We start from the raw sequence: 25,417 nt of genomic DNA, 5'->3' as shown, positions 1-25,417 counted from the left end.
GCTTTTTACAAAGTCCCTCTTAATGCTTGTTCTCTTTCAATAGATTCAAAAAGAGCTTTAAAGTTTCCTGCTCCAAATCCTCTTGCTCCCATACGCTGAATAATTTCGAAAAATAGTGTAGGTCTATCTTCTACTGGTTTTGTAAAGATTTGTAGCAAATACCCTTCTTCATCGGCATCAATCATAATACCCAAGCCTTTTAGTTTCTCTATATCTTCTCTTAATTCGTGGCTAAACTCCTCTAATCTTCCTGGAACCGCTTTATAATATTCTTCTGGAGGAGTCGATAAAAATTCAACGCCGTTAGATCTTAATTGCGAAACGGTTTTAATAATATCATCTGTTGCTACTGCAATATGCTGTACGCCTGCGCCTTCATAAAAATCTAAGTACTCTTCAATTTGAGAACGTTTTTTTCCTTTAGCTGGTTCATTAATAGGAAATTTAATTCTTCCGTTTCCATTAGACATTACTTTACTCATTAAAGCAGAATATTCTGTATGGATTTGTTTATCGTCAAAGGATAAAAAGTTTTCAAATCCCATAACATCTTCATACCATTTTACCCAAACGTTCATTTGGTTCCAGCCAACATTACCAACCATATGGTCAATATATTTTAAACCTGCTGCTGGAGGATTGTAATCTGATTCCCATTTTTGAAATCCAGGTAGAAATGCACCATTGTAATTTTTACGTTCTACAAACATGTGAATAGTTTCTCCATAAGTGTAAATTCCTGCTCTTACAACTTCGCCATGTTCGTCTGTTTCTACAGTAGGTTCCATGTAGGATTTTGCGCCTCTTGAAGTAGTCTCTTTATAGGCTTGCCTTGCGTCTTCTACCCAAAGTGCAACTATTTTTACACCATCACCATGTTTTACAATATGGTCATTTATTGGTGATTTGCTATTTAAAGGTGTTGTTAGCATTAACTTAATTTTATCTTGAGTTAATACATAACTTACAGAATCGGTAGAGCCTGTTTCTAAGCCTTTATATGCATGTGATTGAAAACCAAATGCAGTTTTATAAAAGTGTGCAGCTTGTTTTGCATTACCAACATAAAACTCTACATAATCTGTTCCTAAAAGGGGAAGGAAATCTTGTGCGCCTTCAAATATTTTTTCTAAACCGTAGTTTACTGATTTAATTTCTTTACTCATTGTTTTAAATTTTTTATTCTAACCAAGATTTAATATACTCTTCGTCTGCTATTTTCATTGCTTCTTCTGTAACCATTAAAGGTTTAAAGGTATCAACCATAACGGCAAGTTCATCTGTTTTTGTTTGTCCAATACTACGCTCTGTTGCTCCAGGATGCGGCCCATGAGGTATACCTGCTGGATGCAAACTAATGTGTCCTGCATCTATATCGTTACGACTCATAAAATCGCCGTCGACATAATACAACACCTCATCACTATCTATGTTACTGTGGTTATAAGGTGCTGGTATAGAGTCTGGATGGTAGTCATAGAGTCTTGGCACAAAACTACAGACTACAAAAGCATCTGTTTCAAAAGTTTGATGTACAGGAGGTGGTTGATGGATACGTCCTGTAATTGGTTCAAAATCATGAATTGAAAAGGCATAAGGATAATTATAACCATCATAACCTACAACATCAAATGGATGTGTAGCATAAACCATTTCGAATATATCATCTTGCTTTTTTACTTTTATAATAAAATCACCTTTCTCGTTATGGGTTTCTAATTCTTGCGGTTGGCGTAAATCGCGTTCGCAAAAAGGAGCATGTTCTAAAAGTTGACCGAACCAATTTCTATATCGTTTTGGTGTATAAATTGGTCGTCTTGATTCGACAATAAACAGTCTGTTGTCTTCAGTGTTAAAATCTATTTTATAAATAATCCCTCTAGGAATTAATAAATAATCTCCATATTTAAAATCAAGGTTACCAAGCATGGTTCTTAGTTTTCCTGTGCCTTTATGGATAAAGATTAGCTCGTCTGCATCTGTGTTTTTATAAAAATACGCTTGTGTCGATTGTTTGGGAGCTGCTAAAATAATGGTACAATCGCTATTGGTAAGTACCGCTTTGCGACTTTCTAAATAATCGTTTTCAGGTTGCACTTGAAAGCCTCTAAAACGATACGATTGGATATGATTTGCTTTGGCAATTTTTGGCGCGACGTTATATTGTTTTCTAATTTCTTTAACTTGAGTTGGTCTGTGCTCATGGTAAGAATTAGTGGACATTCCATCGAAACCTATGGTGCCAAATAGTTGTTCTGCATATAAACTACCATCTGGTTTTCTAAATTGCGTGTGTCTTTTAGGTGGAATTTTTCCTAGTTTATGATAAAATGGCATTTTTTGAGTTATTAATTATGCAAAGGTTTGTACTTAAAAATGTACAAAAAGCATAAGGTTAATATTGATACTAAAGTACTAAAATTAATAAAGATTCCTGCCTAAGCAGGAAAGACAAATATGCCGCTTATTCGGGGTTTCTTTTAATAAGAAAATTTAATACGATTAATATGTCTTCCCAAAATGGTTTCATTTGGACGCTTTCATTTATTAAAACAGGTTAGATGTCATTCGTTAATGTGCTTATTGATAGCATGGACTTAGTTGTTACAACTCATTTCATCTGTAACAAATATCGTGAAAATTTTTGAGATTTTTGCGTTAAGGATTGAAGCATTTGTTGGAGCTCTTTTTGGTCAAAAAAGCGACTGCTGAAAGCCTGACCAAGACTTTAAACAAAGTCTTGGTAACGCCCTAATTACAAGTCTAAAACCAAAAACCTATACTAAAAAACCAAAGGTCTTGATTGGTTTCTGGTGACCAGGTGTATTTTGCTTCTAAGGGTCCGAAAAACGTATCCATAGAATAGCCCAAAGCATAACCTGAATAATTTGGAGAGGTAAACCATTCGCCTGAATCAAAAATATCATCATCTATATTGGCGTAATTAGCGGCTAAATTAATGTGGTTTTTTTTAAAAATTTCGTAATCCAATTCGACCAAACCTTTGACGAAACTATTTCCTGAAAGCGCAATAAAATCATAGCCATAAAAGGATTTGAAATTGTTTATAAAGTCGTTGCCATAACCACCAAGTGTGAAATTTAAAGAACGGTTGGAGTCTTCGCCTATTTTGAATCCACCTTCTGCGGTGATGTTAGCCGTAAAATTTTCGCTAAGTTTTGTCGTATAGCCTAAAGTTGCTTTGGCGATGGAGAATTCAGAAAAGTTATTGTTAAAATCTGAAGAATATAAGTACAAATGAAAATCGCCATTAAAATAAAACCCTTCTCTAGGGAAGTGTTTATTGTCGTAAGTGTCTAATTTTATTTGTCCGTAAACACTTAAAAAGCTACTGTTTTCAAAGGTTGTTTCTTCTTGATTAGCATCTGTTAAAATGGTTTCAGTGTTTATTTTTAAGTGTTTATGTTCTGCGCCAAGTGTTAATGACACATCTTTGGTGAAAAGGGTTTGTAAATAAAACTGATTGGTAAAGTCTCCAAGGTTAATATCTAGTTTATTGACATTAATACTCATGAGCTGTTCTGGTGTTAAAATGGCTGCTGCAGGCACATCTTTACCAAATTGATTGTATCGTGAATGTAAGCCAATGCTCCAATAAAAGCCTTTGTCTATATAATAATCTAAATTGTATCTAATATTATCGCCTAAAACAAAATCTAAAGAAGTAACATCACTATTAAATAGTAGTTTTTTTTGAGTAACATTAATTAAAACGCCACTTTTATATAAATCATCATAGTGCAATGCTAATCTTAAATACGTGTTTTGCTGACTTTCTTTTAAGGTTAAATTCATGTTATAAGTGCCATTTATTTCAGAAGGCTGTAATTGATAGATAACGCTTTCAAAATTATTAGTCGCTGCTAGGTTATTTACACCTTCTTGAAACGAGGTATAGCTTATCTTTCGTTCAGATTTAAATTTTAACTTTCCAAGAACATAAGCTCTTGTATATTTATTGTTGCCATCAATATTTATATTATGAATTCTAATACTATCTATAGGCTTAATCTTTAAGGTTTTCTTTTCTTTTTTTATTTGTTTAGATGCGATTGCGCTTAGTTGCTCAATATGCTTCTTTGTTTCAAGAGTCCCATTATCTACAATTTCTCTGCCATCACTAAAAGAGACAACATTAAAATTTGTAATATCTGGCTTAATGTAAACATCGGTTTTTAGCGATTTTAACTTCATATCATTAATTGTTCTATAATTATTGATTTGAAGAATAATTGCGGGAGCAGTCTGTAAATTTTCTACCGTAGATAAATCATCTTGTACATCGACTCCAATAATAACATCTGCGCCTTTAGCTTTTAACTCATCTATAGGATAATTATTAACAACACCACCATCGATTAACATTTGATCGTTAATTATTACAGGTTGAAATAATGAAGGGAATGCACTACTAGCAGCAATGGCTTGAGGCAAGCTTCCTTTGTCTAATACCACTGGTTCTCCTGTTTCAATATTTGTTGCGATACAGAAAAATGGAATAGGCAGTTTGCTAAAATCTTTAATGTCGCTCACATGTAAAGTTAATTTAGTCAATAAACTTAATGTGTTTTGGCCTCTAGATAACGCTGAAGGTAATTTGACTTTAAATTTTTTAACAGGAAGTGTTACGGCATATTTTTCAGAGTTATCTCTTTCATAAAATGTCTTTGCTTTTCGAGGTAATTTGTCATTAATAATAGCATCAAAATCTACATTTTGAAAAATAGAATCTATTTCTTTCCCTGAATAACCTGAGGCATATAGTGATCCAATGATGGCTCCCATGCTAGTCCCAGCAATATAATCTACTCGAATGCCTAGACTATCAATAACTTTAAGGGTTCCTATATGCGCTAGTCCTTTTGCTCCACCACCACTTAAAACCAAACCTACTTTTAGGTCGTCTTGAGTTGCGGTTTGTGAAAAGCCAAACTGACAGATAAAAAGGAATATTATGATTAGGGCTTTATTCATGTATTATGATAATAATTATATATTTTTTCAGCTTTTGAAACGCCTACGATGGCTTCTAATTCATCTAATTTAGCATGAGCAACTCGCTTAACAGATTTAAAATGTTTTAATAGTTCAACAATCGTTTTGTCGCCAATTCCTGGAATCGTTTCAAGCTCTGTATTTAAAGCAGATTTACTTCGTTTATTCCTGTGATGTTCAATTCCAAAACGATGCGCTTCATTTCTTAATTGCTGAATTATTTTAAGGGTTTCGCTTTTTTTGTCTAAATATAATGGAATTGGATCATTTGGATAAAATAATTCTTCCAAACGCTTCGCAATTCCGATGATTGCAATTTTTCCTCTTAAATTTAGCGCATCAAGGCTTTTTAAAGCTGATGACAGTTGTCCTTTTCCACCATCAATAATTATTAATTGTGGAAGTGGTTGCTTTTCGTCTAGCAAACGTTTATAACGCCTAAAAACAACTTCTTCCATAGACGCAAAATCGTCTGGACCTTCAACGGTTTTAATATTAAAATGCCTATAATCCTTTTTACTCGGTTTTCCATTTTTAAAGACCACACAAGCAGCAACAGGATGAGTGCCTTGAATATTAGAATTATCAAAACATTCAATATGAACTGGCTCTTCTTTTAAACGTAAATCGGCTTTCATTTGTGCCATAATACGTTTTACATGTCGGTCAGGATCTGTGATTTTAATTTGCTTAAAACGCTCCATTCTATAATACTTTGCATTTCGCACAGATAAATCTAATATGTGTTTCTTGTCTCCTAATTGAGGTATTGTTACTTTAAGGTCTTCGCCTAAATTCACTTTAAATGGTACATAAATTTCTTTAGAATTAGAGTTAAAACGTTGTCTAATTTCTGTAATGGCTAATTGCAATAATGCCTCGTCGGTCTCGTCTAATTTTTTCTTTATTTCTAGAGTATGTGAGCGAATAATAGAGCCATAAGATAATTGTAAAAAATTAACATAGCCATAGCTTTTATCGCTAACAATACTAAACACATCGACGTTGCTTATCTTAGGGTTGACAATCGTTGATTTAGCTTGATAATTTTCAAGAACTTCAATTTTTTCTTTTATTTTTTGAGCTTCTTCAAATTGCATCTCTTTAGAAAATTGTTTCATTTGAAGTTTAAACTGCGACAACGAATCTTTAAAATTTCCTTTTAAAATTTCACGTATGGCAATAATATTTTCGTTGTAAGCCTCAGCCGTTTCATGACCTTCACAAGCACCTTTACAATTTCCTAAATGATATTCTAAACAGACTTTATATTTTCCAGCTTCAATTTTTTCTTGAGAGAGATCATAATTACAAGTTCGCAATTGGTAGAGTCCTTTTATTAAATCTAAAAGTGTAGAAACGGTTTTCATACTTGTATAAGGTCCGAAATACTCACTTCCATCTTTAAAAACACGTCGTGTAGAAAACACTCTTGGAAAACGTTCTTTTTTTATACAAATCCAAGGATAAGATTTATCGTCTTTTAATAGTACATTATAGCGTGGTTTATGTTTTTTGATGAGATTATTCTCTAATAACAGCGCATCGGTTTCGGTCTCAACCACAATATGCTTCATCCTTGCTATTTTTTTTACAAGCACTCTTGTTTTGCCATTATCGTGAGTTTTTGTAAAATATGATGCAACCCGTTTTTTTAGATTTTTAGCTTTTCCTACGTAAATTATAGTGTCGTCTTCATCAAAATACTGATACACTCCTGGAGCATTTGGAAGTGTTTTAATTTGAATATCTAGAGAAGGGTTAATCATCCTATCAAAGGTAATAATTCAAACTAAAAAAGATGTCATTTCAATTATCTTTATCACTACATTTGCTCACTTTTTTAAAAAATATAGATGACAAAAAAAATCATTGGAAGAGTTGATAAAGTTGACTTTCCAAAACTGAATTTATACAACATCGATGTAAAGATAGATTCTGGTGCTTATACCTCAGCGATACATTGCTCTGAAGTTAAAGTTGATGGAAATACACTTAGGTGTACTTTTTACAGCAAAGGACATCCAAACTTTAGCGGAAAAGAAGTTGTGTTTAAAAATTTTACTCAAACTGATGTCAAAAGCAGTAATGGATTTAAAGAAAATAGATTCAAAATTAAATCTGAGGTCATATTCTTTGGAAAAACATATAAGATTAACTTAACTTTAAGCACTAGAGACGATATGAAATTTCCAGTACTTATTGGCAGGCAATTTTTAAGTAAAAAATTTATTATAGACGTCGATCTTGAAAATCAATCATTTAACTCATCTAAACACTAATGAACATTGTTATTTTATCTCGTAATGCTAATTTATACTCTACCAATAGACTGGTTGAAGAAGGTGAAGCACGTGGCCATCGAATAGAAGTCATTGACCCTTTAAAATGTGATATCATCATCGAGAAAGAAAAGCCTACTATATACTATAAAGATCGCTATTTAAACTATGTAGATGCTATAATACCAAGGATTGGCTCTTCTGTAACCTTTTATGGTTGTGCAGTGGTAAGGCAATTTGAAATGATGGGAGTGTTTACGATTGTTACCTCTGATGCCATTCAACGTTCAAGAGATAAATTAAGAAGTCTACAACGCTTAAGTAAAGCAGGAATAGGAATGCCGAAAACTGTTTTCACTAATTATTCTAGAGATGTTGAAGAAGTTATAGAACATGTTGGAGGTGTTCCTGTTATCATAAAATTATTAGAAGGCACACAAGGGCTTGGTGTCGTTTTGGCTGAAAGTAAAAATGCTGCAGAATCTGTATTAGAAGCTTTTAATGGACTAGAAGCAAGAGTTATTGTTCAAGAATTTATTAAAGAAGCTAAAGGTGCAGACATTAGAGCTTTAGTTGTAGATGGACAAGTTGTAGGCGCTATGAAACGGCAAGGTAAAGAAGGTGAATTTAGATCTAACCTGCATCGAGGTGGTAGTGCTAATATCATTAAATTAGATGCCGACGAATTAAAATTAGCAATGAATGCGTCTCGCGCATTAAAACTCCCTGTTTGTGGTGTAGATATGCTACAATCTGCAAGAGGCCCTTTACTTCTTGAGGTTAATTCAACTCCAGGATTAGAAGGAATTGAAGGCGCAACAGGTAAAAACATTGCAAGAGCTATCATCACTTTTATAGAACGAAATAGATAACATATGAGTGACAAAGAAGTCTTAGAAATTTTAGGAACACAAATCGCCTTAGGTGAAAGCGCAACAGTAACTTTTGAAGTCGCAAAATTACATACACGTAATACACTAGACGTGCCTATTATTATTGAACGTTCTAAAAAACCTGGCCCAACAGTTTTAATTACTTCTGGGATTCATGGTGATGAAATTAATGGTGTTGAAATTGTAAGGCAAATCATTGCTAAAGGGATTAATAAACCTAAACGAGGAACTATTATTTGTGTTCCAATTATCAATGTATTTGGGTTTTTAAATATGGATCGCTTTTTTCCTGATGGTCGAGATCTTAATCGGGTTTTTCCCGGAAGTGCTAATGGATCTTTAGCCAGCAGAGTTGCAAATTTTGTAATGAAGGAGATCGTTCCACATGCCGATTTTGTTATGGACTTTCATACTGGAGGAGCAGACCGTTTTAATGCTGCACAAATACGTATTGTCAAAAAAGATTCAAGACTATCAGAATTAGCTCATATTTTTGGAGCACCATTTATTTTTTACTCCGAAAACATAGCCAAATCCTTTAGAAATTCTTGTCAAAAAGCAGGTGTGCCTATGCTATTATTTGAAGGCGGGAAATCCTTTAATATTCATAGTACAATTACTAATACTGGTGTTAATGGTACCAAACGAGTTTTACATCATTTAGGCATGTTAAACTCAAAATTTAAAGTCTCAAAGCCAAAAAAAGAAACCATTGTTATTAACAAAAGTAAATGGATAAGAGCAGAGTTCTCTGGAATGTTTAAAGCTAATGTGACTATAAATTCTTATGTTGAAAAGCATACTGTTTTAGGTAATATTACAGATCCTTATGGCGGTTTTAATCATTTTGTAAAAGCACCAAATTCTGGTTATATTTTTAATGTGAATGAATCTCCTATTATTCATCAAGGTGATGCTATATTTCATATTACGACAAAGATTAAATCATGACCAAAAATGAACTAAGAAAAAAATACAAGTTACTTCGTAACGAATTAAAGGCTTTTCAAATTGAAGATTTAAGCCTTCAAATTGCAAATCAACTTTTACGCTTAGAGATTTGGGAATATTCATTTTATCATCTCTTTTTATCTATTGAAGAACAGCGAGAAGTTAACACCGATTATATTTTAAATATCTTATCTGGAAAAGATAAAAATATCCTGATTTCTAAAAGTGATTTTGAAACGGGTTCATTAAAGAATTATTTACTCACTGATAATACTATAATAATAAAAAACAAATACAATATTCCTGAACCAGTTGATGGAATAGAAATCGCTAATGATAAAATAGAAGTGGTTTTCTTACCTCTTTTAGCTTTTGATAAAAAAGGAAATCGAGTGGGTTATGGCAAAGGCTTTTACGATCATTTTTTAGCTTCTTGTAATTCAAAAACATTAAAAATAGGCCTCTCATTTTTTGAAGCTGAAGAAGAAATCTCTGAGGTATTTGAAAATGACATTCCTCTTAATTTTTGTGTCACGCCTAATCAGGTTTATAAATTTTAATCATATAATCTCTTGTATTTTTCACTTTCAACTAAATAATCTGACATTTTTCCGTCCTTCAGTTTAAACTTTGTTTTAACAAATTCTCTTTCACCACCTAAGCGTTGTAGAAAAACAGAAAAGTGTAAATGAGGTCCTGTAGACCATCCAACATTACCACTTTCGGCAATAACTTGCCCTTTTTTTACTTGATCTCCAACTTTAACTTTTGCGCCTTTTCTTTTAATATGAACATACTCTGCAAAAGTGCCATCCTTATGGTAAACATAAATATAGTTATTAAACTTTTCACATAGCTGCATACTGCATTGCTTATTATAAACATCAACAACTTTAATGACTAAGCCTTCTCGAGCAGCAACTATTTTGGTTCCAATTGGCATAGCAAAATCTAATTGATACTTGTTTTCATGAGAAATTTTTCCGTTGTAGCCCTGCGATAAGGTATAAGCTTCGCCTTTTTGAAAAGGAAGGCAATATTCAAAGTCAGTATCATATTTTTTTAAAAAATGATTGCCATAATTAAACCAAGTCGCTCCTCTAACATAATATTTCTTTTTCATGTCAATTCTTGTTAAAGTGGTTAATTTATAATGCTTTGTTAGTGGAGGTAAAACAAATATTTTCTCGTTACCTTCTGAAGAAGTCATGTTCTTAAGGTTTAACTTTATTTTAATTGAAATCGGAGAAAGCTCATTATTATCTGCATATAAAACACTGCCCCTTTCTATATTTTCATAATACGTTTTTACATTAACTTGTGAAAAAGCAGTTATAAAATTTAAAAAAGCTAATATGATGACGACATACACTCTCATAATACTATATTAAGGAAATACAATATAGAGAATATAATCTATATTTTATAGATTTATATAGAAAATTTTACTCGTTTTTTGGAAAGGCCTTTTTATTAAAAACAATAAGCATTATAAAACCAGTGCTAATTGCAACATCTGCTATATTAAAAACAGGCTCAAAAAAAGTGAAGTATTCTCCTCCAAAAAACGGAAACCAATCAGGTAAATAGCCTTTCCATATTGGAAAGTATAATAAGTCCACAACTTTCCCTTCTAATAATGGACCATAACCACCACTTTCAGGTAAAAAAGAAGCTATTTGATGATAACTATCGTTGAATAACAAACCGTAAAAAGTAGAATCAATAATATTACCTAAAGCTCCAGCAAAAATCAATGATATAGCTAAAATTAGTATTCTAGAACTTTTGTTCTTAGTTGCAGTGTATAACCAATAACCTATTCCAAATATGGCAACTATTCTAAAAAGCGTTAAGGCTATCTTTCCTGTCCTGTCACTTATAAAAGATACAAAGTCACTAATTTTAGTTCCCCAAGCCATTCCAGGATTTTCAATAAAATAGATTTTAAACCAATCGAAAACCTCATAGCTTTCTCCTAAAAGGAAATGCGTCTTAATATATATTTTACTAACCTGATCAATTAATAGAATGATGGCGATTAGTATTATTGATTTTTTTAAAGTCATAGGTGTTTCATCTGTTAGGCAAAAATAGAAATATTATTGACTCTTTATAATAGTTATATCTCCGTTTATCGTTTTAATATCTATTTTGTTTTTACCCGAATCTAACTTCTCTTTTTTTACTATACCGTTTTTTGATGTAGTAGAAACCTTAACGTTATTGGTTGACAAGAAGATGTTTCCATTCTGGGTAAATATTTTCAGATCTCCCAAAAAATCATCTAAAAATATATTACCGTTATTCGAACTTACCAATGTCTTATTGTATTGTCCTACTATATTAATATCGGCATCATGTAGGTATACCAATAAATTTAAGTTTTCTGGAATTACTAATTCAACCTCTATTGATATGACTTTGTGAGCACTTAATTTATCGTTTGGATTCTTAATAATAGGCTGAAATTTTGCTTCAATATTAAAGTTTTCGTCGGAACTTCTATCAACTAAAACAATACTCTCACTGTTTTCACCTTCTATTCTTGAATGAATTCTAATTTCGTTAATTGGCTGAGTTTCTACAGATATCTTGAATATGTTTTCGCCAATAATATTAACACTCGTTATGTCTTCTGCAGAATATGTTTTTTTAGTTATGTGCTGGGCATGAGAGAACCATGTAAAACAAAGACCTAAAATGTAAAGCGTATATTTCATATTAAAAAAGAAACGCTTCAATTTTCATTGAAGCGTTTCTTTATATATTAAATGTTTTATTGCATGTTTTTAGCTTCAATACTAAGTGTAGCATGAGGCACTAATTTTAAGCGTTCTTTTCCAATAAGCTTTTTAGTCACACGACATACACCATAGGTTTTATTTTCAATACGAATAAGTGCATTTTTAAGGTCACGAATAAACTTTTCTTGCCTAATTGCTAATTGAGAATTTGCTTCTTTACTCATCGTTTCGCTACCTTCTTCAAAAGCTTTAAATGTAGGAGACGTATCATCTGTACCATTATTATGGTCATTCATATAAGCACTTTTAATCAGTTCTAAATCATGCTGTGCTTTACTAATTTTTTCTTTAAGAATTTCTTTAAATTCTGCTAAATCTTTATCTGAATATCTAACTGTAGTCTCTGATGCCATAGTCTTAATGTTTTGTAATAAATAATTTGGTATTTACATCATCAAACGCAATTTCTATACCATTATTTACTTGGTCAATAATTTTTAATTCTTGAGTTAAAGTTTCAGTTTTTATATACTCTATATTAGACTGAACTGCTTTAACAACGTGGTTGTCTTTTTGAAGTGTAACATCTATACGATCTGTAACTTCAAAACCAGAATCTTTACGTAAATTTTGAATACGATTAACGAGCTCACGAGCAATCCCTTCTTTTCGTAATTCTTCTGAAATTGTCACATCTAAAGCCACTGTTAAATGGCCTTCGTTTGCAACAAGCCAACCTTCTATATCTTGTGATGTGATCTCTACATCACTGAGTTCTAAAGTAATCTTTTTTTCGTTAATTTCAACATCAAAAACACCATTTTGCTCGATATTTTTAATGTCTTCTGCTGAAAATTGCTGAATCTTAGCAGAAATGGCTTTCATATCTTTACCAAAACGCGGTCCTAATGTCTTAAAATTAGGCTTGATTTGTTTCACTAAAATATCTGAAGCGTCTTCTAAAAGTTCAATGTCTTTAATATTAACTTCATGCTTTATTAAATCTGCGACAGCTAATATCTCTTCCTTTTGAGCCATAGAATCTATTGGAATCATGATTTTTTGCAAAGGCTGACGCACTTTAATTTTTTCTTTAGCTCTTAACGACAAAACTAAAGATGATATTGTTTGTGCAGCTTCCATTTTACGTTCTAAAGTTTTATCTATAAAACTTGAATCACTTTTAGGAAACTCTGCCAAATGTACACTTTCAAAGTTTTCTTTACGTGTCACTTGTGTTAAATCTAAGTAAAGTCTATCCATAAAGAAAGGTGCAATTGGAGCGCCTAACTTTGCAATAGTTACCATACAAGTATATAAGGTTTGATACGCCGAAATTTTATCGGTTTGATAATCTCCTTTCCAGAAACGTCTTCGACTTAAGCGCACATACCAATTACTTAAAAATTCTTGTGTAAAATCTGAAATAGCACGTGCTGCTTTTGTAGGTTCATATTCTGCATAAAAATCATCTACCTTTTGAATTAATGTATGCAATTCGGAAAGAATCCAACGGTCAATTTCTGGTCTTTCATTAAGCGGAATATCATCTTCGGCGTAACTAAATTTATCTAAATTGGTATACAACTGAAAGAATGAATATGTATTGTAAAGTGTGCCAAAGAATTTACGCTTCACTTCCTCTATACCTTCTACATCAAACTTTAAATTATCCCAAGGGTTTGCATTGGCAATCATGTACCAACGCGTCGCATCTGCACCATACGTTGATAAGGTCTCGAAAGGATCTGTTGCGTTCCCCAAACGCTTCGACATTTTTTGTCCGTTTTTATCTAAGACTAAACCATTAGACACCACATTTTTATATGCTACAGAATCAAAAACCATGGTTCCAATCGCATGAAGTGTATAAAACCATCCACGTGTTTGATCGACACCTTCAGCAATAAAATCGGCAGGAAATGATTTATTTTCATCAATAAGGTCTTTGTTTTCAAAAGGATAATGCCATTGAGCATAAGGCATAGAACCCGAATCGAACCAGACATCAATTAAATCGCTTTCACGTTTCATTGGTTGTCCGCTTGGTGAAATTAAAACAATTTCATCGACAATATTTTTATGTAGATCTATTTTCGCATAATTATCATCAGAATGATTTCCAACTTCAAAATCTGCAAAAATATCTTCAGCCAAAACACCTGCATCAACAGCGCGTTTCATTTCGTTTTTTAATTCTTCCACAGAACCAATACAGAGTTCCTCTTTACCATCTTCTGTTCGCCAGATAGGCAAAGGAATTCCCCAATAACGAGATCGCGATAAATTCCAATCGTTGGCATTTGCTAACCAATTCCCAAAACGGCCTTCACCTGTACTTTTAGGTTTCCAATTAATGGTTTCATTAAGTTGGAACATACGCTCTTTCACATCAGTCACTTTAATAAACCAAGAGTCTAAAGGATAGTATAAAATAGGTTTGTCTGTTCGCCAGCAATTAGGATAACTGTGTTTATATTTCTCAACCTTAAAGGCCTTGTTCTCTTCTTTTAATTTGATAGCCAATTCCACATCAATTGAGCGCTCAGGTGCTTCGCCATCTGCATAATACTCATTCTTCACATACTTACCTGCAAACTCGTTCATTTCTGGTCTGAATCGTCCTTGCAAATCAACTAAAGGCACCAAATTATCATTGTCATCTTTCACTAACAATGGTGGTACTTCAGGAGTTGCTTGTTTAGCTACCAACGCATCATCTGCTCCAAAGGTTGGCGCTGTATGAACAATTCCTGTACCATCTTCAGTGGTGACGAAATCCCCAGAAATAACGCGAAAGGCATGTTCTGGATTATCGTTTGGAAGTGCATAAGGCAATAATTGTTCGTAAGTGATTCCGACTAAATCTTTGCCTTTAAATTCTTTAACCACATAAAACGGAATTTTTTTATCACCTGATGTATAAGCTAATAATGCTGATTTATCTTCAACTTGATTAAACTTTCCATCGAATTGTTTTCCAACTAGATTTTTAGCTAAAATGACATTCATAGGTTGGAAAGTATATTGGTTATACGTTTCTACTAAAACATAATCAATCTTTGGTCCAACAGTTAACGCCGTATTACTTGGAAGCGTCCAAGGTGTTGTTGTCCAAGCTAAGAAAAAGATCGTGCCTTCATTTTGTAAAAACTCAGGTAAAGAATCTTCATTGGCTTTAAACTGTGCGACTACTGTTGTATCTGTCACGTCTTGATAGGTTCCTGGTTGATTAAGTTCATGTGAACTTAAACCTGTTCCTGCTTTTGGTGAATACGGCTGAATCGTATAGCCTTTATATAGCAAGCTTTTATTATAAATTTGCTTTAACAACCACCAAACGGACTCCATATATTTAGGATCGTAAGTCACATAAGGATCATCCATATTCACCCAATAACCCATTTTTTGTGTCAAGTCATGCCACACATCTGTATAGCGCATAACTGCTTTTCGGCACGCTGCGTTATAATCTTCAACAGAAATAGTTTTGCCAATATCTTCTTTAGTAATACCGAGTTCTTTTTCAACGCCTAGTTCAATAGGTAAACCGTGTGTATCCCAACCTGCTTTACGTTTTACTTGGAACCCTTTCATGGTTTTATAACGCGGGAAAATATCTTTAATCGCACGAGCTAGTACATGGTGTACTCCAGGAAGTCCATTTGCAGAAGGAGGTCCTTCAAAAAACACAAAAGGTTCTGCACCTTCTCGAGTAGTTACACTTTTTTCGAAGATGTTATTTTCTTGCCAGTAGTTTAAGATTTCATCTGCAACTTTTGGTAAGTTAAGTCCTTTATATTCAGGAAATGTCGCGCTCATTATATCTATTTTCGTATAAGAATGCGAAATTAAGGAATTCTACTGAAACGGTTAATTTAAAAGTATAAAAAAAGCCAAAACATTGCGGTCTTGACTTTCTTCGTGTTATTGACTAATAGCAGTTACTCAATAACTTTGATTAATAGCTAACAATTAAAAATTACTAATTTTATATATATCATTTTTGGCGTCAAAATTATTTGATGCTATGCTAATGATTTTTAAAGGAAATATATGGTTATATTGTAAAGTAAAAATATTTACAATTGCACTTTTAATGTGCTTTCTTATAACATCGGTTTTTAAATTCATATCGATATAGATTTGGGATCTAACACTACAAACATATTTCCTAGAAACTAAATTTTGGAATAATAAGGCTGTTTTTCGATTTAAGGTCGAGAAAAATCTATATCATGTTTTCTTTTGTTAAAAAAATCGACAAAATACATATCGATTTTATTAAAACATTAATAGTTAAGTCATTAAAGCCTATAAAAAACATCAAACTTTTAAGTAATAAAGGAAACAAGGTCTTCAATTTTAGAAATTAATTGAATTTTTATTCCTGTATTTTTTAATGAAATGGTATTATATTTTGATACAAATATGGTTGAAAACCCTAGTTTTTCAGCCTCTAAAATACGTTGCTCTACGCGTTGCACTGGACGAATTTCTCCAGATAAACCAACCTCAGCAGCAAAACAATAATCTTTTTGTAAAGCTTCATCTTCATTTGAAGATAAAATAGCTGCCACCACAGCTAAATCAATAGCAGGATCATCGACAGTAATACCTCCAGTAATATTTAAAAAGACATCTTTTGTACCTAAACGAAAGCCTGCTCGTTTTTCTAAAACAGCTAAAAGCATATTTAATCGTTTAGCATTAAACCCTGTAGCGCTTCGCTGTGGTGTGCCATAAACAGCAGTACTTACAAGCGCTTGCACTTCAATCATTAATGGTCTTAACCCTTCTAAAGTTGCAGCTACGGCATTCCCAGATAATTCTTCGTCTTTTTTGGAGATTAAAATCTCGCTAGGATTAGAAACTTCTCTTAAGCCAGAGCCTTGCATTTCATAAATCCCTATTTCATTAGTCGAACCAAAGCGGTTTTTATTAGCCCGAAGAATTCTAAACACATGATTTCTGTCGCCTTCAAATTGCAAAACAGTGTCAACCATATGCTCTAGTATTTTAGGACCAGCAATGTTTCCATCTTTAGTAATGTGACCAATAAGGATTACTGGAGTTGCTGTTTCTTTTGCAAATTTAATAAGCTCTGTTGTGCATTCTTTTATTTGTGAGATACTTCCTGAAGAAGACTCGATATAATCGCTATGTAGTGTTTGAATAGAATCTATAACAACAATATCTGGCTTTAAATCTTCGATTTGTTTAAAGATATTCTGAGTTTTAGTTTCGGTAAGAATATAGCAGGTATCATTATTGGCCTGAATACGTTCCGCACGCATTTTTATTTGTTTCTGACTTTCTTCACCAGAAACATAGAGCGTTTTATACTGTAATTTTAAAGCTATTTGTAAGAGTAAAGTACTCTTGCCTATGCCAGGCTCTCCTCCTAAAAGAATTAAAGACCCAGGCACTACACCTCCACCTAATACACGATTAAATTCTTTATCTATAGTATCTAATCTTGCATCTTCTGAGGCATCAATAGCATTAATGGTTAAAGGTTTAGAAGCTCTCTTTTGACTTGAATTAGAGGATGATATTTTCCAATCACTTTTTTCTGGTTTTTGAATGACTTCTTCAACAATAGTATTCCATTCCTTACACGCAGTACATTGACCTTGCCATTTAGCATATTGCGAACCACAGTTTTGACAAAAAAAAGTTGTTTTTACTTTTGCCATTTAGTATCCAAAATCAGCTTTAATTTCATCTGCTTTCTCCAACATAAAATCTTTTGTTAAGCCTGCAATTTCTTCTAGCATAAAGGCAGATTGATACGTTTTCATTGCTTTTTTAGGCTCATTAGTTTCTTCATAGAAGCGTGCTAAATAGTAGTTCCCAAGCATCGTGTCTGGATATTGCTTACGAGCTAATTTTCCTAAGTCTTCGAAATAAATATACTTCTCTGTTTTTTTTATCGCTGCAGCAATAGCTTTAAAATCATTCACTAAGATTTGCTTTTCAATTCCGAATAAATCCTCAATAGTTTGGTATTTTTCTAAAAGATAATCTACTGGAGAAGAATCTAGTTTAAGAATAGTTTCTTTATATTCTTGCTTACTAATAGGCTGAAACACAAAGAATATACTTTCTAAGGCTTCAGGGACAGCATGTGCAGGAAGTGCGTAGTGTGATGGCCCTTCAAAAGAGCTAAAATTATAGAGTATATTTTTATTGTCGATTGCAGTTATACTTGTGTTTAAAGCATCCACTTTAGTTTTAATTGATTTAACATCATTATCTGATGTTGCCATATAATAAAACACCTTAGTTTCTATATTCTGAATTCTCTCTGGAATATATGCTGGCATATCTGCTGCTAAATCTGGGCTTATTGCTATATATGCTTGAAATAAAGGTGCTGGTTTTAACATATAATAGTTAATAAAGTTTGCTGTTTCGCCATGTCCTATTGCGACTTTAAAATTTTCGGTTCTATAGTTTTTTTCTAAATTTGGAATAAGCTCCATACCAACAAATTCAAAAAAAGCAGCTCCTGAATCTATTGGAAGTGAATTTTGCTCAGAATACATGCAATCTTCAGTTCTAAACTCTGACTGATTTATACCAACCACTATGGCTTCAGGCATGTCTTCCCAATAAGAATAATAATCAACATTTCCTGTCACCAATTCAAACATATAGTCGCCATCAAACACAATAATTAATGGGTAATTTTTATCTGTATTTTCATCATATCCTCGTGGTAATTGAATTTTTATTTGACGTGATTCACCTAGTTTTTGCGAATCAATTATCTCATATTGCACTTGAGCATTAGAAAATTGGAAAGTAAAAAACAGAATAAATACATAGATTAATGGCTTCATTTTTAAAGTGTTTGAGAGTTGAAAATGCAAGTTACAAATTATTTTTTTCTGTTAAAGATTGGGAGGTATAATAACGACAATCCACCTAACACAATAATCATAAATGTGTGTGAAGTCCACATAATCCAACCAAACGCAATACTAGGTTCTTTAGCTATAGCAAAAATTGAAAATGCAGCATAGACTGCAATAGGATAAGAACCAATACCTCCATTGGTTGCAGCGATACTAAAACTAGCAGAAATAAATCCTATTAATATCGCCCCAAGAGGAATACCAGATAATTCATCAACTGAAAATGTAGTGATATAAAACATGAGTAAATACATGCCCCAAATAAATAATGTATGAAAAATAAATGGCCATTTTTTCTTCATCTTAAAAATACTTAATGCACCTTCAATTAAACCATTAATAAAAGATTTAATTTTTAGTGCAAAGCCTGTTTTACTTTTTTTGATGTATTGCGAAAAAATTAAAAATAGGATTATAAGAACTACAATACCAATTATAATCAAGGTTGGATTAAACCTTTCGGATAAAAACGTGTAAATAAAATCAAATTGCAGGAATAGTGTGACTGCTATTATTAATAATACAACAATCATATCTGCAATACGCTCTGCGACGATAGTTCCTATTACTTTTTCAAAAGGCACACCTTCATAGTTTGTTAAAATTGAAGCTCGAGCCACTTCACCTGCTCTTGGAATGGTGTAGTTAATTAAATAGGTTGAAAAAACAGCCATAATGCTATTTCCTAATTTCACCTTATAGCCTAATGGTTCTAATTGATATAGCCAGCGATATGCTCTAGACAAATGGCTTAATAAGCCTAAGAACATCCCTAAAGCAATCCACGTATAATCGGCTTCTTTAAAATACACTACCAACTCATCAAACGATAGTTTAGACAAAGAATACCAAATTAAAAACACTCCCAATAAAATTGGGAGTGTTATTTTTAATGTCTTTCCTATTGTTGAGTTCAAAAGGTTTATTTTAATAGATTAGTCGCTTCATCAGGAAAAACTAACGAAGGCTTGAACGTTTTTGCCATTTCATAATCCATGAATGCGTAGGTAATTAAAATTAGCGTATCACCAACGGAGACTTTTCGAGCAGCTGCTCCATTTAGAGTAATTTCACCACTATTACGTGGTCCAGGAATAACATAGGTTTCTAATCGTTCTCCATTGTCATTATTCACAATTTGAACTTTCTCACCTTGAATAATATTAGCGGCTTCCATTAAATCTTCATCAATAGTTATACTACCAATATAATTTAAGTCAGCTCCTGTAACTTTTACTCTGTGGATTTTAGATTTTACAACTTGTATTTGCATGAGGCAAAGATAATTAATTTAGGGTTATATTGTCTATTAATCTGATGTCATCAGCATAAACGGCAATAAACGCTCTATAGTTTTTTTTGTTTGATTTTCTTTTAACTGTTTTTAGGGTTTTAACATCTGCAATAATGAAATATTCTAAAGTTAATAAATCGTGTGCATCAAATTGATTAATAACCCATTCTGTAACTTTATTAGCACTTTTTGTGCCAAACATGACTTTGGCAGTTTTAAGTGTCTTATAAATAAAAGGTGCTGCTTTTTTATATTCAGGTTTAAGCCTTGTGTTTCTAGAACTCATTGCTAAACCATTAGTTTCTCTATGTATTTTACAGCCTATAATTTTAACTGGAATGCTGTGTTTTTCTACTAATTTTTTAATAATTGCTAATTGCTGAAAGTCTTTTTCTCCGAAATAAGCATGATTAGGAGTCACGATTTCAAATAAACGTTTTACAATCGTTCCAACACCATCAAAATGCCCTTTTCTAAATTTACCTTCCATTTCATGTTCTAATCCATCAAAAGAAAACTGTTGTGCTTCGGTTTTCCCTTCATAAATATCATCAACTGAAGGCGCATAGATTAAAATTTTTTCTGATAATGTTTCTAGTAAAGCGGTATCTTTTTTTAGGGTTCTGGGGTATTTTTTTAGATCTTCAGCATTGTCAAATTGTGTAGGATTAACAAAAACACTAACTATAGTAACGTCATTATTTATAAGGGCTTGTTGAACTAAAGACAAATGCCCTTGGTGTAATGCTCCCATGGTTGGTACAAATCCAATAGTTTGATTTTCACGCTTAATTTGCGTTATAAACTTTTGGATTTGTTTTTTTTCTGTAAAGATCTTCACTATTTAATAAAAAATTAACGTGTGCAAACTTAATATTTTACTGACAAACTGCATAAATTTTTGTAATTTTGCGTGTTTTTTATTTTGAATTTTCAAAAGCAACAGATATATGAAAGATAAGAGGATATTATATGTATCATCTGAAGTAGTGCCTTATTTACCTGAAACCGAAATTTCTTCAATGTCATTTGAAGTCCCTAGAATGGTGAATCAACAAGGTGGTCAAATACGAATATTCATGCCTAGATATGGGAATATTAATGAAAGAAGGCATCAATTACATGAGGTTATTAGGCTCTCTGGAATTAATTTGGTAATTAATGACTTAGACATGCCTCTTATTATAAAAGTTGCATCTATTCCTAAAGAACGTATTCAAGTTTATTTTATTGATAATGACGAGTATTTCAAACGCAAAGCAACTTTAACAGATGAAGATGGAAATTTATTTCCTGACAATGATGAGCGTGCTATTTTCTTTGCTAAAGGGGTTATTGAAACGGTTAAAAAATTAAATTGGTCTCCAGATATTATTCATGTACATGGTTGGCTGGCTTCATTATTACCATTATACCTTAAAGAGTATTATAAAGATGAACCTTTGTTTAATGAAAGTAAAATAGTAACCTCAATATACAATCAAAACTTTGAAGGAACGTTAAACAAAGACATGTCTAACAAAGTAAAGTTTGATAATATTGATAGTAACGCTATTGAAACACTTGAAAAGCCAACTTTTAACAACTTAATGAAAGTCGCTATTGATTATTCTGATGCTTTAATTATTGGTTCTGAAGATTTACCTAAAGACATTGAAAAGCATTTAAAAGACTCTGAAAAACCAGTATTAGATTATAAAAATAAAGATGAATTTAGCGAAGCATATACGAACTTTTACAACACAGAAGTATTAAGCTAAAATCATCAAAATTACTATGAAAAAGATAATAAAAGCCCTTAAAACAACTAGTCTATTTATGCTTATAACTTTAGCGTTTATAGCCTGTGATAAAGATTTCTCTTCAATAGAAAGTGACATTCAAGGATCTGAAAACTTTAGTACAAATTCTAAGAAATTTCCAATAGTAGCGTACAATAAAAAAGTAAATCCTGTACAAACCAATCAGTTGCCATCTAATTTATTAGGTGTGTACAAGAGTAGCACCTACGGATTAACAACAACTAATGTTGTGACTCAAATAGTACCAACATCATTTGATCCTGATTTTGGAGATAACCCAGAATTAGAATCGGTAATATTAACCGTTCCTTATTATGTAACTAATCTGGGCACTGATGATAATGGCGAGGTTGAATATGAATTAGATTCCCTTTTTGGTAGTGAACCAATAAAATTGTCTATATATAAGAGTAATTATTTTTTAAGAGATTTTAACCCAGAAAATGCTGAAGAAACACAAAAATACTATTCAAATATTAATGCAACAGTAGATTTTGACAACCCACCACATAGAGGCGAATTATTATTTGAAAGCGATGATTTCTACCCTAGTAATTTAGAAATTGTTTTAACAGAAATAAATGAAGAAACTGGAGAAGAAGAAGAGTCTGAAAGAATAGCGCCTAGCTTACGTGTAGAGCTACTAAATCCTGGTGGTTCATTTTGGGAAGATTTATTATTTTTTGATGATGTAGAAGACATTTCTCATCAAGAATTAAGCAACTCTAATAACTTTAAAGAATATTTTAGAGGTTTATACTTTAAAACTGAAGCTGTTGATGCAAATGGAAACATGATTATGCTTAACTTTAGCACTGCTAGTGTCATAGTCAATTATACACATGTTACAGGAACAGAAATAGATGACGATACAGGTGAAGAAGTAGATGTTAGAGAAGATGGGTTTTATGGATTTAATTTTTCAGGTAATCGTTTAAACATTATTGAAAACGACCCAACAAATACCGTAATCGACAATGCAAACACTATGGCTAATGATGTAGATGGTGATGAACATCTGTTTCTAAAAGGCGGAGAAGGCGCTATGGCTGTTATAGATTTATTTAATGGCGATGTCTTAGATGAAGAAACAGATACTTATATGCCTGCTTTTGAATACTTCAATAACAAAAAAGAGAAATGGTTAATTAATGAAGCTAATATTGTTTTTTATGTTGACCAAACCTTAGTTAACGATAATGAACCAGATAGAATATTGCTATTAGATCTTAACACCAATTTACCTGTAATAGATTATTTTATTGATGGATCTACAAATAGTGCTGACCCAGTAAATTCAAAAATCAACCATTCTAGCCTGCTTGAAAGAGATGAAGAAAAAAATGGTATTAAATATAAAATCAAGATAACAGAACATATAAACAATATATTTATACGAGATTCTTTAAATACAAAACTAGGTCTATTTGTTTCAACTAACGTAAATGAAATACAGCAATCTAGTATCCTCGATAGTGAAGATGAATTAGTAACAAATATTTCTTCTGGAACCGTTTTGTCTCCTAAAGGAACTATATTACATGGAAGCCATGAAAATGTCGATGATGAAAAAAGAGTACAATTAGAAATTTTTTATACCGAACCAGAAAACTAATTAACTATGTGTGGAATTGTAGGTTATATTGGACATAGAGAAGCTTACCCTATTATTTTAGAAGGTCTTAAACGTTTAGAATATCGAGGTTATGATAGTGCTGGAATTGCACTTTTTGATGGTACTGATTTAAAAGTATCTAAAACTAAAGGGAAAGTTGCCGATCTACAAAAACGCTTAGAAAATGAAATATCTATAAACGGAAACCTTGGTATTGGACATACACGTTGGGCCACTCATGGCGTTCCTAATGATATAAATTCACATCCACATTACTCTAATTCTGGTGATTTAGTAATTATACATAATGGAATCATTGAAAATTATGATGCCTTAAAAACAGAGCTAACCAAAAGAGGTTATACCTTTAAATCTGATACAGATACAGAAGTTTTAATAAACCTAATTGAAGATATAAAACTTAAAGAAAATGTAAAACTTGGTAAAGCCGTACAAATTGCACTCAATCAAGTTGTAGGTGCTTATGCGATTGCTGTATTTGACAGAAATAAACCAGATGAAATTGTTATCGCTCGATTAGGAAGCCCTTTAGCAATTGGTGTAGGTGAAGGTGAATTTTTTATAGCAAGCGATGCCTCTCCTTTTATTGAATACACAAAAAACGCTATTTATCTTGAAGATGAAGAAATGGCAGTTGTTAGAATAAAAAAAGGTGTAAAAATTAGAAAGATTAAAGATGATTCTCTTGTTGCTCCCTATATTCATGAGCTTCAAATGAACTTAGAGCAAATTGAAAAAGGTGGCTATGAACACTTTATGCTGAAAGAAATACACGAACAACCAGATGCTATTCGCGACACTTACAGAGGTCGTCTTTTGGTGAAAGAAGGTATCATTAGAATGGCTGGAATAGATGATAATATTGAAAAATTCATCAATGCAGATAAAATAACTATTGTTGCTTGTGGTACTTCTTGGCATGCTGGATTGGTTGCAGAATACATTTTTGAAGACTTAGCTAGAATCCCTGTTGAAGTTGAATACGCTTCGGAGTTTAGATATAGAAATCCAGTTATTACAGATAAAGATGTCGTTATTGCGATCTCGCAATCTGGTGAAACAGCAGATACTTTAGCTGCAATTAAATTGGCTAAACAAAATGGCGCATTTGTTTTTGGTGTCTGTAATGTTGTAGGGTCTTCTATTGCAAGAGAAACAGATGCAGGAGCTTACACTCATGCTGGACCCGAAATAGGTGTGGCTTCCACTAAAGCTTTTACAACACAAATCACTGTTTTGTCTTTAATCGCTTTAAAACTTGCAAAAGAAAAAGGAAAAATATCAAATTCTAATTACCGTTATCACTTACAAGAATTAGAATTAATCCCTGAAAAAGTTGCGAAAGCTTTATTGTCTGACGAACATATTAAAACTGTTGCTAACACCTATAAAGATGCTAAAAACTGTTTATATCTAGGACGTGGCTACAACTTTCCAGTGGCTTTAGAAGGCGCTCTTAAGCTTAAAGAAATTTCATATATACATGCCGAAGGTTATCCTGCTGCTGAAATGAAACATGGCCCAATTGCTCTTATTGATGATCAAATGCCTGTATTTGTTATTGCTACTAAAAAAGGACATTACGAAAAAGTAGTAAGTAATATTGAAGAAATAAAATCTAGAGCAGGTAAAATAATTGGTATTGTAACAGAAGGTGATGTTAATGTTAAAAACTTAGCTGATCATGTTATTGAAGTTCCTGAAACCTTAGAATCTTTAACACCATTATTGACTACAATTCCTTTACAGTTATTATCCTATCATATTGCTGTATTATTAGATAAAAATGTAGATCAACCTAGAAATTTAGCTAAATCTGTTACTGTAGAATAGTAACCTCTACTTTTTTCATATTATCAATTTTAGCCTATAA

21 protein-coding genes are annotated in these 25,417 nt (G+C 32.4%); 7 read left to right on the top strand and 14 right to left on the bottom strand.

What is annotated here, in order from left to right; genetic code table 11:
* Positions 1 to 5: 5 nt before the first annotated feature.
* The 4 genes from hppD to uvrC form a co-directional block, all read right to left on the bottom strand.
* Positions 6 to 1,166: a 4-hydroxyphenylpyruvate dioxygenase gene (hppD, locus tag ACFS5M_RS03450; RefSeq protein ID WP_183485799.1), complete on the bottom strand. Its 1,161-nt coding sequence runs from the start codon at positions 1,164 to 1,166 to the stop codon at positions 6 to 8.
* 13 nt (positions 1,167 to 1,179) lie between these two features.
* Entirely contained in the window at positions 1,180 to 2,337 is a 1,158-nt protein-coding gene (locus tag ACFS5M_RS03445; RefSeq protein ID WP_183485796.1) for a homogentisate 1,2-dioxygenase, read from the bottom strand.
* Positions 2,338 to 2,763: 426 nt separating this feature from the next.
* Positions 2,764 to 4,995 (bottom strand): patatin-like phospholipase family protein, encoded by a 2,232-nt coding sequence (locus tag ACFS5M_RS03440; protein ID WP_183485793.1) that lies wholly within the window; start codon positions 4,993 to 4,995, stop codon positions 2,764 to 2,766.
* The gene (uvrC, locus tag ACFS5M_RS03435; RefSeq protein WP_183485790.1) at positions 4,992 to 6,785 is read right to left on the bottom strand and encodes an excinuclease ABC subunit UvrC; all 1,794 of its coding nucleotides are present in this window, start codon (positions 6,783 to 6,785) and stop codon (positions 4,992 to 4,994) included. Before uvrC ends, ACFS5M_RS03440 begins: the two co-directional genes overlap by 4 nt.
* An 87-nt stretch (positions 6,786 to 6,872) precedes the next feature.
* On the opposite strand from uvrC, the gene ACFS5M_RS03430 reads away from it, so the two are divergent.
* From ACFS5M_RS03430 to ACFS5M_RS03415, 4 genes are read left to right on the top strand one after another with little or no spacing between them, the layout of a single operon-like run.
* The gene (locus tag ACFS5M_RS03430) at positions 6,873 to 7,298 is read left to right on the top strand and encodes an ATP-dependent zinc protease family protein (RefSeq protein WP_183485787.1); all 426 of its coding nucleotides are present in this window, start codon (positions 6,873 to 6,875) and stop codon (positions 7,296 to 7,298) included.
* Positions 7,298 to 8,170, top strand: a complete 873-nt coding sequence (gene rimK / locus ACFS5M_RS03425) for a 30S ribosomal protein S6--L-glutamate ligase (RefSeq protein WP_183485785.1) — start codon at positions 7,298 to 7,300, stop codon at positions 8,168 to 8,170. Before ACFS5M_RS03430 ends, rimK begins: the two co-directional genes overlap by 1 nt.
* A gap of 3 nt (positions 8,171 to 8,173) precedes the next feature.
* Positions 8,174 to 9,142 (top strand): succinylglutamate desuccinylase/aspartoacylase family protein, encoded by a 969-nt coding sequence (locus ACFS5M_RS03420; RefSeq protein WP_183485783.1) that lies wholly within the window; start codon positions 8,174 to 8,176, stop codon positions 9,140 to 9,142.
* On the top strand, positions 9,139 to 9,702 hold the full coding sequence (locus tag ACFS5M_RS03415) for a 5-formyltetrahydrofolate cyclo-ligase (protein ID WP_183485781.1): 564 nt from the start codon (positions 9,139 to 9,141) through the stop codon (positions 9,700 to 9,702). Before ACFS5M_RS03420 ends, ACFS5M_RS03415 begins: the two co-directional genes overlap by 4 nt.
* On the opposite strand, the gene ACFS5M_RS03410 is transcribed toward ACFS5M_RS03415, so the two are convergent.
* The 10 genes from ACFS5M_RS03410 to panC all read right to left on the bottom strand — a co-directional run bounded on the left by ACFS5M_RS03410 (position 9,699) and on the right by panC (position 20,947).
* A complete protein-coding gene (locus ACFS5M_RS03410; RefSeq protein ID WP_183485779.1) occupies positions 9,699 to 10,520 on the bottom strand; it encodes a M23 family metallopeptidase in 822 nt (273 codons plus the stop codon). The two genes, ACFS5M_RS03415 and ACFS5M_RS03410, sit on opposite strands and share 4 nt — an antisense overlap.
* Before the next feature lie 67 nt (positions 10,521 to 10,587).
* The gene (locus ACFS5M_RS03405; RefSeq protein ID WP_183485777.1) at positions 10,588 to 11,211 is read right to left on the bottom strand and encodes a lipoprotein signal peptidase; all 624 of its coding nucleotides are present in this window, start codon (positions 11,209 to 11,211) and stop codon (positions 10,588 to 10,590) included.
* Between the two features lie 33 nt (positions 11,212 to 11,244).
* Positions 11,245 to 11,886: a hypothetical protein gene (locus ACFS5M_RS03400; RefSeq protein ID WP_183485774.1), complete on the bottom strand. Its 642-nt coding sequence runs from the start codon at positions 11,884 to 11,886 to the stop codon at positions 11,245 to 11,247.
* A 35-nt stretch (positions 11,887 to 11,921) separates the two neighbouring features.
* Positions 11,922 to 12,302, bottom strand: a complete 381-nt coding sequence (locus ACFS5M_RS03395) for a TraR/DksA family transcriptional regulator (RefSeq protein WP_183485771.1) — start codon at positions 12,300 to 12,302, stop codon at positions 11,922 to 11,924.
* Positions 12,303 to 12,306: 4 nt separating this feature from the next.
* Positions 12,307 to 15,711 carry an isoleucine--tRNA ligase gene (gene ileS / locus ACFS5M_RS03390; protein ID WP_183485768.1) on the bottom strand — a complete coding sequence of 1,135 codons (3,405 nt, stop codon included), beginning with the start codon at positions 15,709 to 15,711 and terminating at the stop codon, positions 12,307 to 12,309.
* Positions 15,712 to 16,223: 512 nt separating this feature from the next.
* A complete protein-coding gene (gene radA / locus ACFS5M_RS03385; protein WP_183485766.1) occupies positions 16,224 to 17,588 on the bottom strand; it encodes a DNA repair protein RadA in 1,365 nt (454 codons plus the stop codon).
* Positions 17,589 to 18,737 (bottom strand): alpha/beta hydrolase, encoded by a 1,149-nt coding sequence (locus ACFS5M_RS03380; RefSeq protein WP_183485763.1) that lies wholly within the window; start codon positions 18,735 to 18,737, stop codon positions 17,589 to 17,591. It lies immediately after the preceding gene.
* 38 nt (positions 18,738 to 18,775) lie between these two features.
* A complete protein-coding gene (locus tag ACFS5M_RS03375; protein WP_183485759.1) occupies positions 18,776 to 19,729 on the bottom strand; it encodes a lysylphosphatidylglycerol synthase transmembrane domain-containing protein in 954 nt (317 codons plus the stop codon).
* Between the two features lie 5 nt (positions 19,730 to 19,734).
* Positions 19,735 to 20,085, bottom strand: coding sequence for an aspartate 1-decarboxylase (panD, locus tag ACFS5M_RS03370; protein WP_183485756.1), 351 nt, complete (start codon positions 20,083 to 20,085; stop codon positions 19,735 to 19,737).
* 13 nt (positions 20,086 to 20,098) lie between these two features.
* Positions 20,099 to 20,947 (bottom strand): pantoate--beta-alanine ligase, encoded by an 849-nt coding sequence (gene panC, locus ACFS5M_RS03365; RefSeq protein WP_183485752.1) that lies wholly within the window; start codon positions 20,945 to 20,947, stop codon positions 20,099 to 20,101.
* A gap of 109 nt (positions 20,948 to 21,056) precedes the next feature.
* On the opposite strand from panC, the gene ACFS5M_RS03360 reads away from it, so the two are divergent.
* From ACFS5M_RS03360 to glmS, 3 genes are read left to right on the top strand one after another with little or no spacing between them, the layout of a single operon-like run.
* Complete coding sequence (locus tag ACFS5M_RS03360) at positions 21,057 to 21,866, top strand: glycogen/starch synthase (RefSeq protein ID WP_183485750.1); 810 nt, start codon at positions 21,057 to 21,059, stop codon at positions 21,864 to 21,866.
* A 16-nt stretch (positions 21,867 to 21,882) separates the two neighbouring features.
* Positions 21,883 to 23,523, top strand: a complete 1,641-nt coding sequence (locus ACFS5M_RS03355; RefSeq protein ID WP_183485747.1) for a DUF4270 domain-containing protein — start codon at positions 21,883 to 21,885, stop codon at positions 23,521 to 23,523.
* A gap of 6 nt (positions 23,524 to 23,529) precedes the next feature.
* Entirely contained in the window at positions 23,530 to 25,377 is a 1,848-nt protein-coding gene (glmS, locus tag ACFS5M_RS03350; RefSeq protein WP_183485744.1) for a glutamine--fructose-6-phosphate transaminase (isomerizing), read from the top strand.
* Positions 25,378 to 25,417 lie beyond the last annotated feature (40 nt).

Source organism: Lacinutrix iliipiscaria (assembly GCF_042686125.1).
GTDB lineage: Bacteria > Bacteroidota > Bacteroidia > Flavobacteriales > Flavobacteriaceae > Oceanihabitans > Oceanihabitans iliipiscarium.
Note: the sequence above shows the minus strand (reverse complement) of the source record. Positions and strands in the feature narration are given on the sequence as shown.

Bases quoted from the DNA above. Each gene is read 5' to 3' on its own strand.
- ACFS5M_RS03445 (WP_183485796.1), bottom strand. From the start codon at position 2,337: ATGCCATTTTATCATAAACTAGGAAAAATTCCACCTAAAAGACACACG.
- ACFS5M_RS03420 (WP_183485783.1), top strand. From the start codon at position 8,174: ATGAGTGACAAAGAAGTCTTAGAAATTTTAGGAACACAAATCGCCTTA.
- ACFS5M_RS03405 (WP_183485777.1), bottom strand. From the start codon at position 11,211: ATGACTTTAAAAAAATCAATAATACTAATCGCCATCATTCTATTAATT.
- hppD (WP_183485799.1), bottom strand. From the start codon at position 1,166: ATGAGTAAAGAAATTAAATCAGTAAACTACGGTTTAGAAAAAATATTT.
- ACFS5M_RS03355 (WP_183485747.1), top strand. From the start codon at position 21,883: ATGAAAAAGATAATAAAAGCCCTTAAAACAACTAGTCTATTTATGCTT.
- ACFS5M_RS03380 (WP_183485763.1), bottom strand. From the start codon at position 18,737: ATGAAGCCATTAATCTATGTATTTATTCTGTTTTTTACTTTCCAATTT.
- ACFS5M_RS03410 (WP_183485779.1), bottom strand. From the start codon at position 10,520: ATGAGAGTGTATGTCGTCATCATATTAGCTTTTTTAAATTTTATAACT.
- rimK (WP_183485785.1), top strand. From the start codon at position 7,298: ATGAACATTGTTATTTTATCTCGTAATGCTAATTTATACTCTACCAAT.
- uvrC (WP_183485790.1), bottom strand. From the start codon at position 6,785: ATGATTAACCCTTCTCTAGATATTCAAATTAAAACACTTCCAAATGCT.
- ACFS5M_RS03415 (WP_183485781.1), top strand. From the start codon at position 9,139: ATGACCAAAAATGAACTAAGAAAAAAATACAAGTTACTTCGTAACGAA.
- ACFS5M_RS03430 (WP_183485787.1), top strand. From the start codon at position 6,873: ATGACAAAAAAAATCATTGGAAGAGTTGATAAAGTTGACTTTCCAAAA.
- panD (WP_183485756.1), bottom strand. From the start codon at position 20,085: ATGCAAATACAAGTTGTAAAATCTAAAATCCACAGAGTAAAAGTTACA.
- ACFS5M_RS03395 (WP_183485771.1), bottom strand. From the start codon at position 12,302: ATGGCATCAGAGACTACAGTTAGATATTCAGATAAAGATTTAGCAGAA.
- ACFS5M_RS03440 (WP_183485793.1), bottom strand. From the start codon at position 4,995: ATGAATAAAGCCCTAATCATAATATTCCTTTTTATCTGTCAGTTTGGC.
- radA (WP_183485766.1), bottom strand. From the start codon at position 17,588: ATGGCAAAAGTAAAAACAACTTTTTTTTGTCAAAACTGTGGTTCGCAA.
- ACFS5M_RS03360 (WP_183485750.1), top strand. From the start codon at position 21,057: ATGAAAGATAAGAGGATATTATATGTATCATCTGAAGTAGTGCCTTAT.
- ileS (WP_183485768.1), bottom strand. From the start codon at position 15,711: ATGAGCGCGACATTTCCTGAATATAAAGGACTTAACTTACCAAAAGTT.
- glmS (WP_183485744.1), top strand. From the start codon at position 23,530: ATGTGTGGAATTGTAGGTTATATTGGACATAGAGAAGCTTACCCTATT.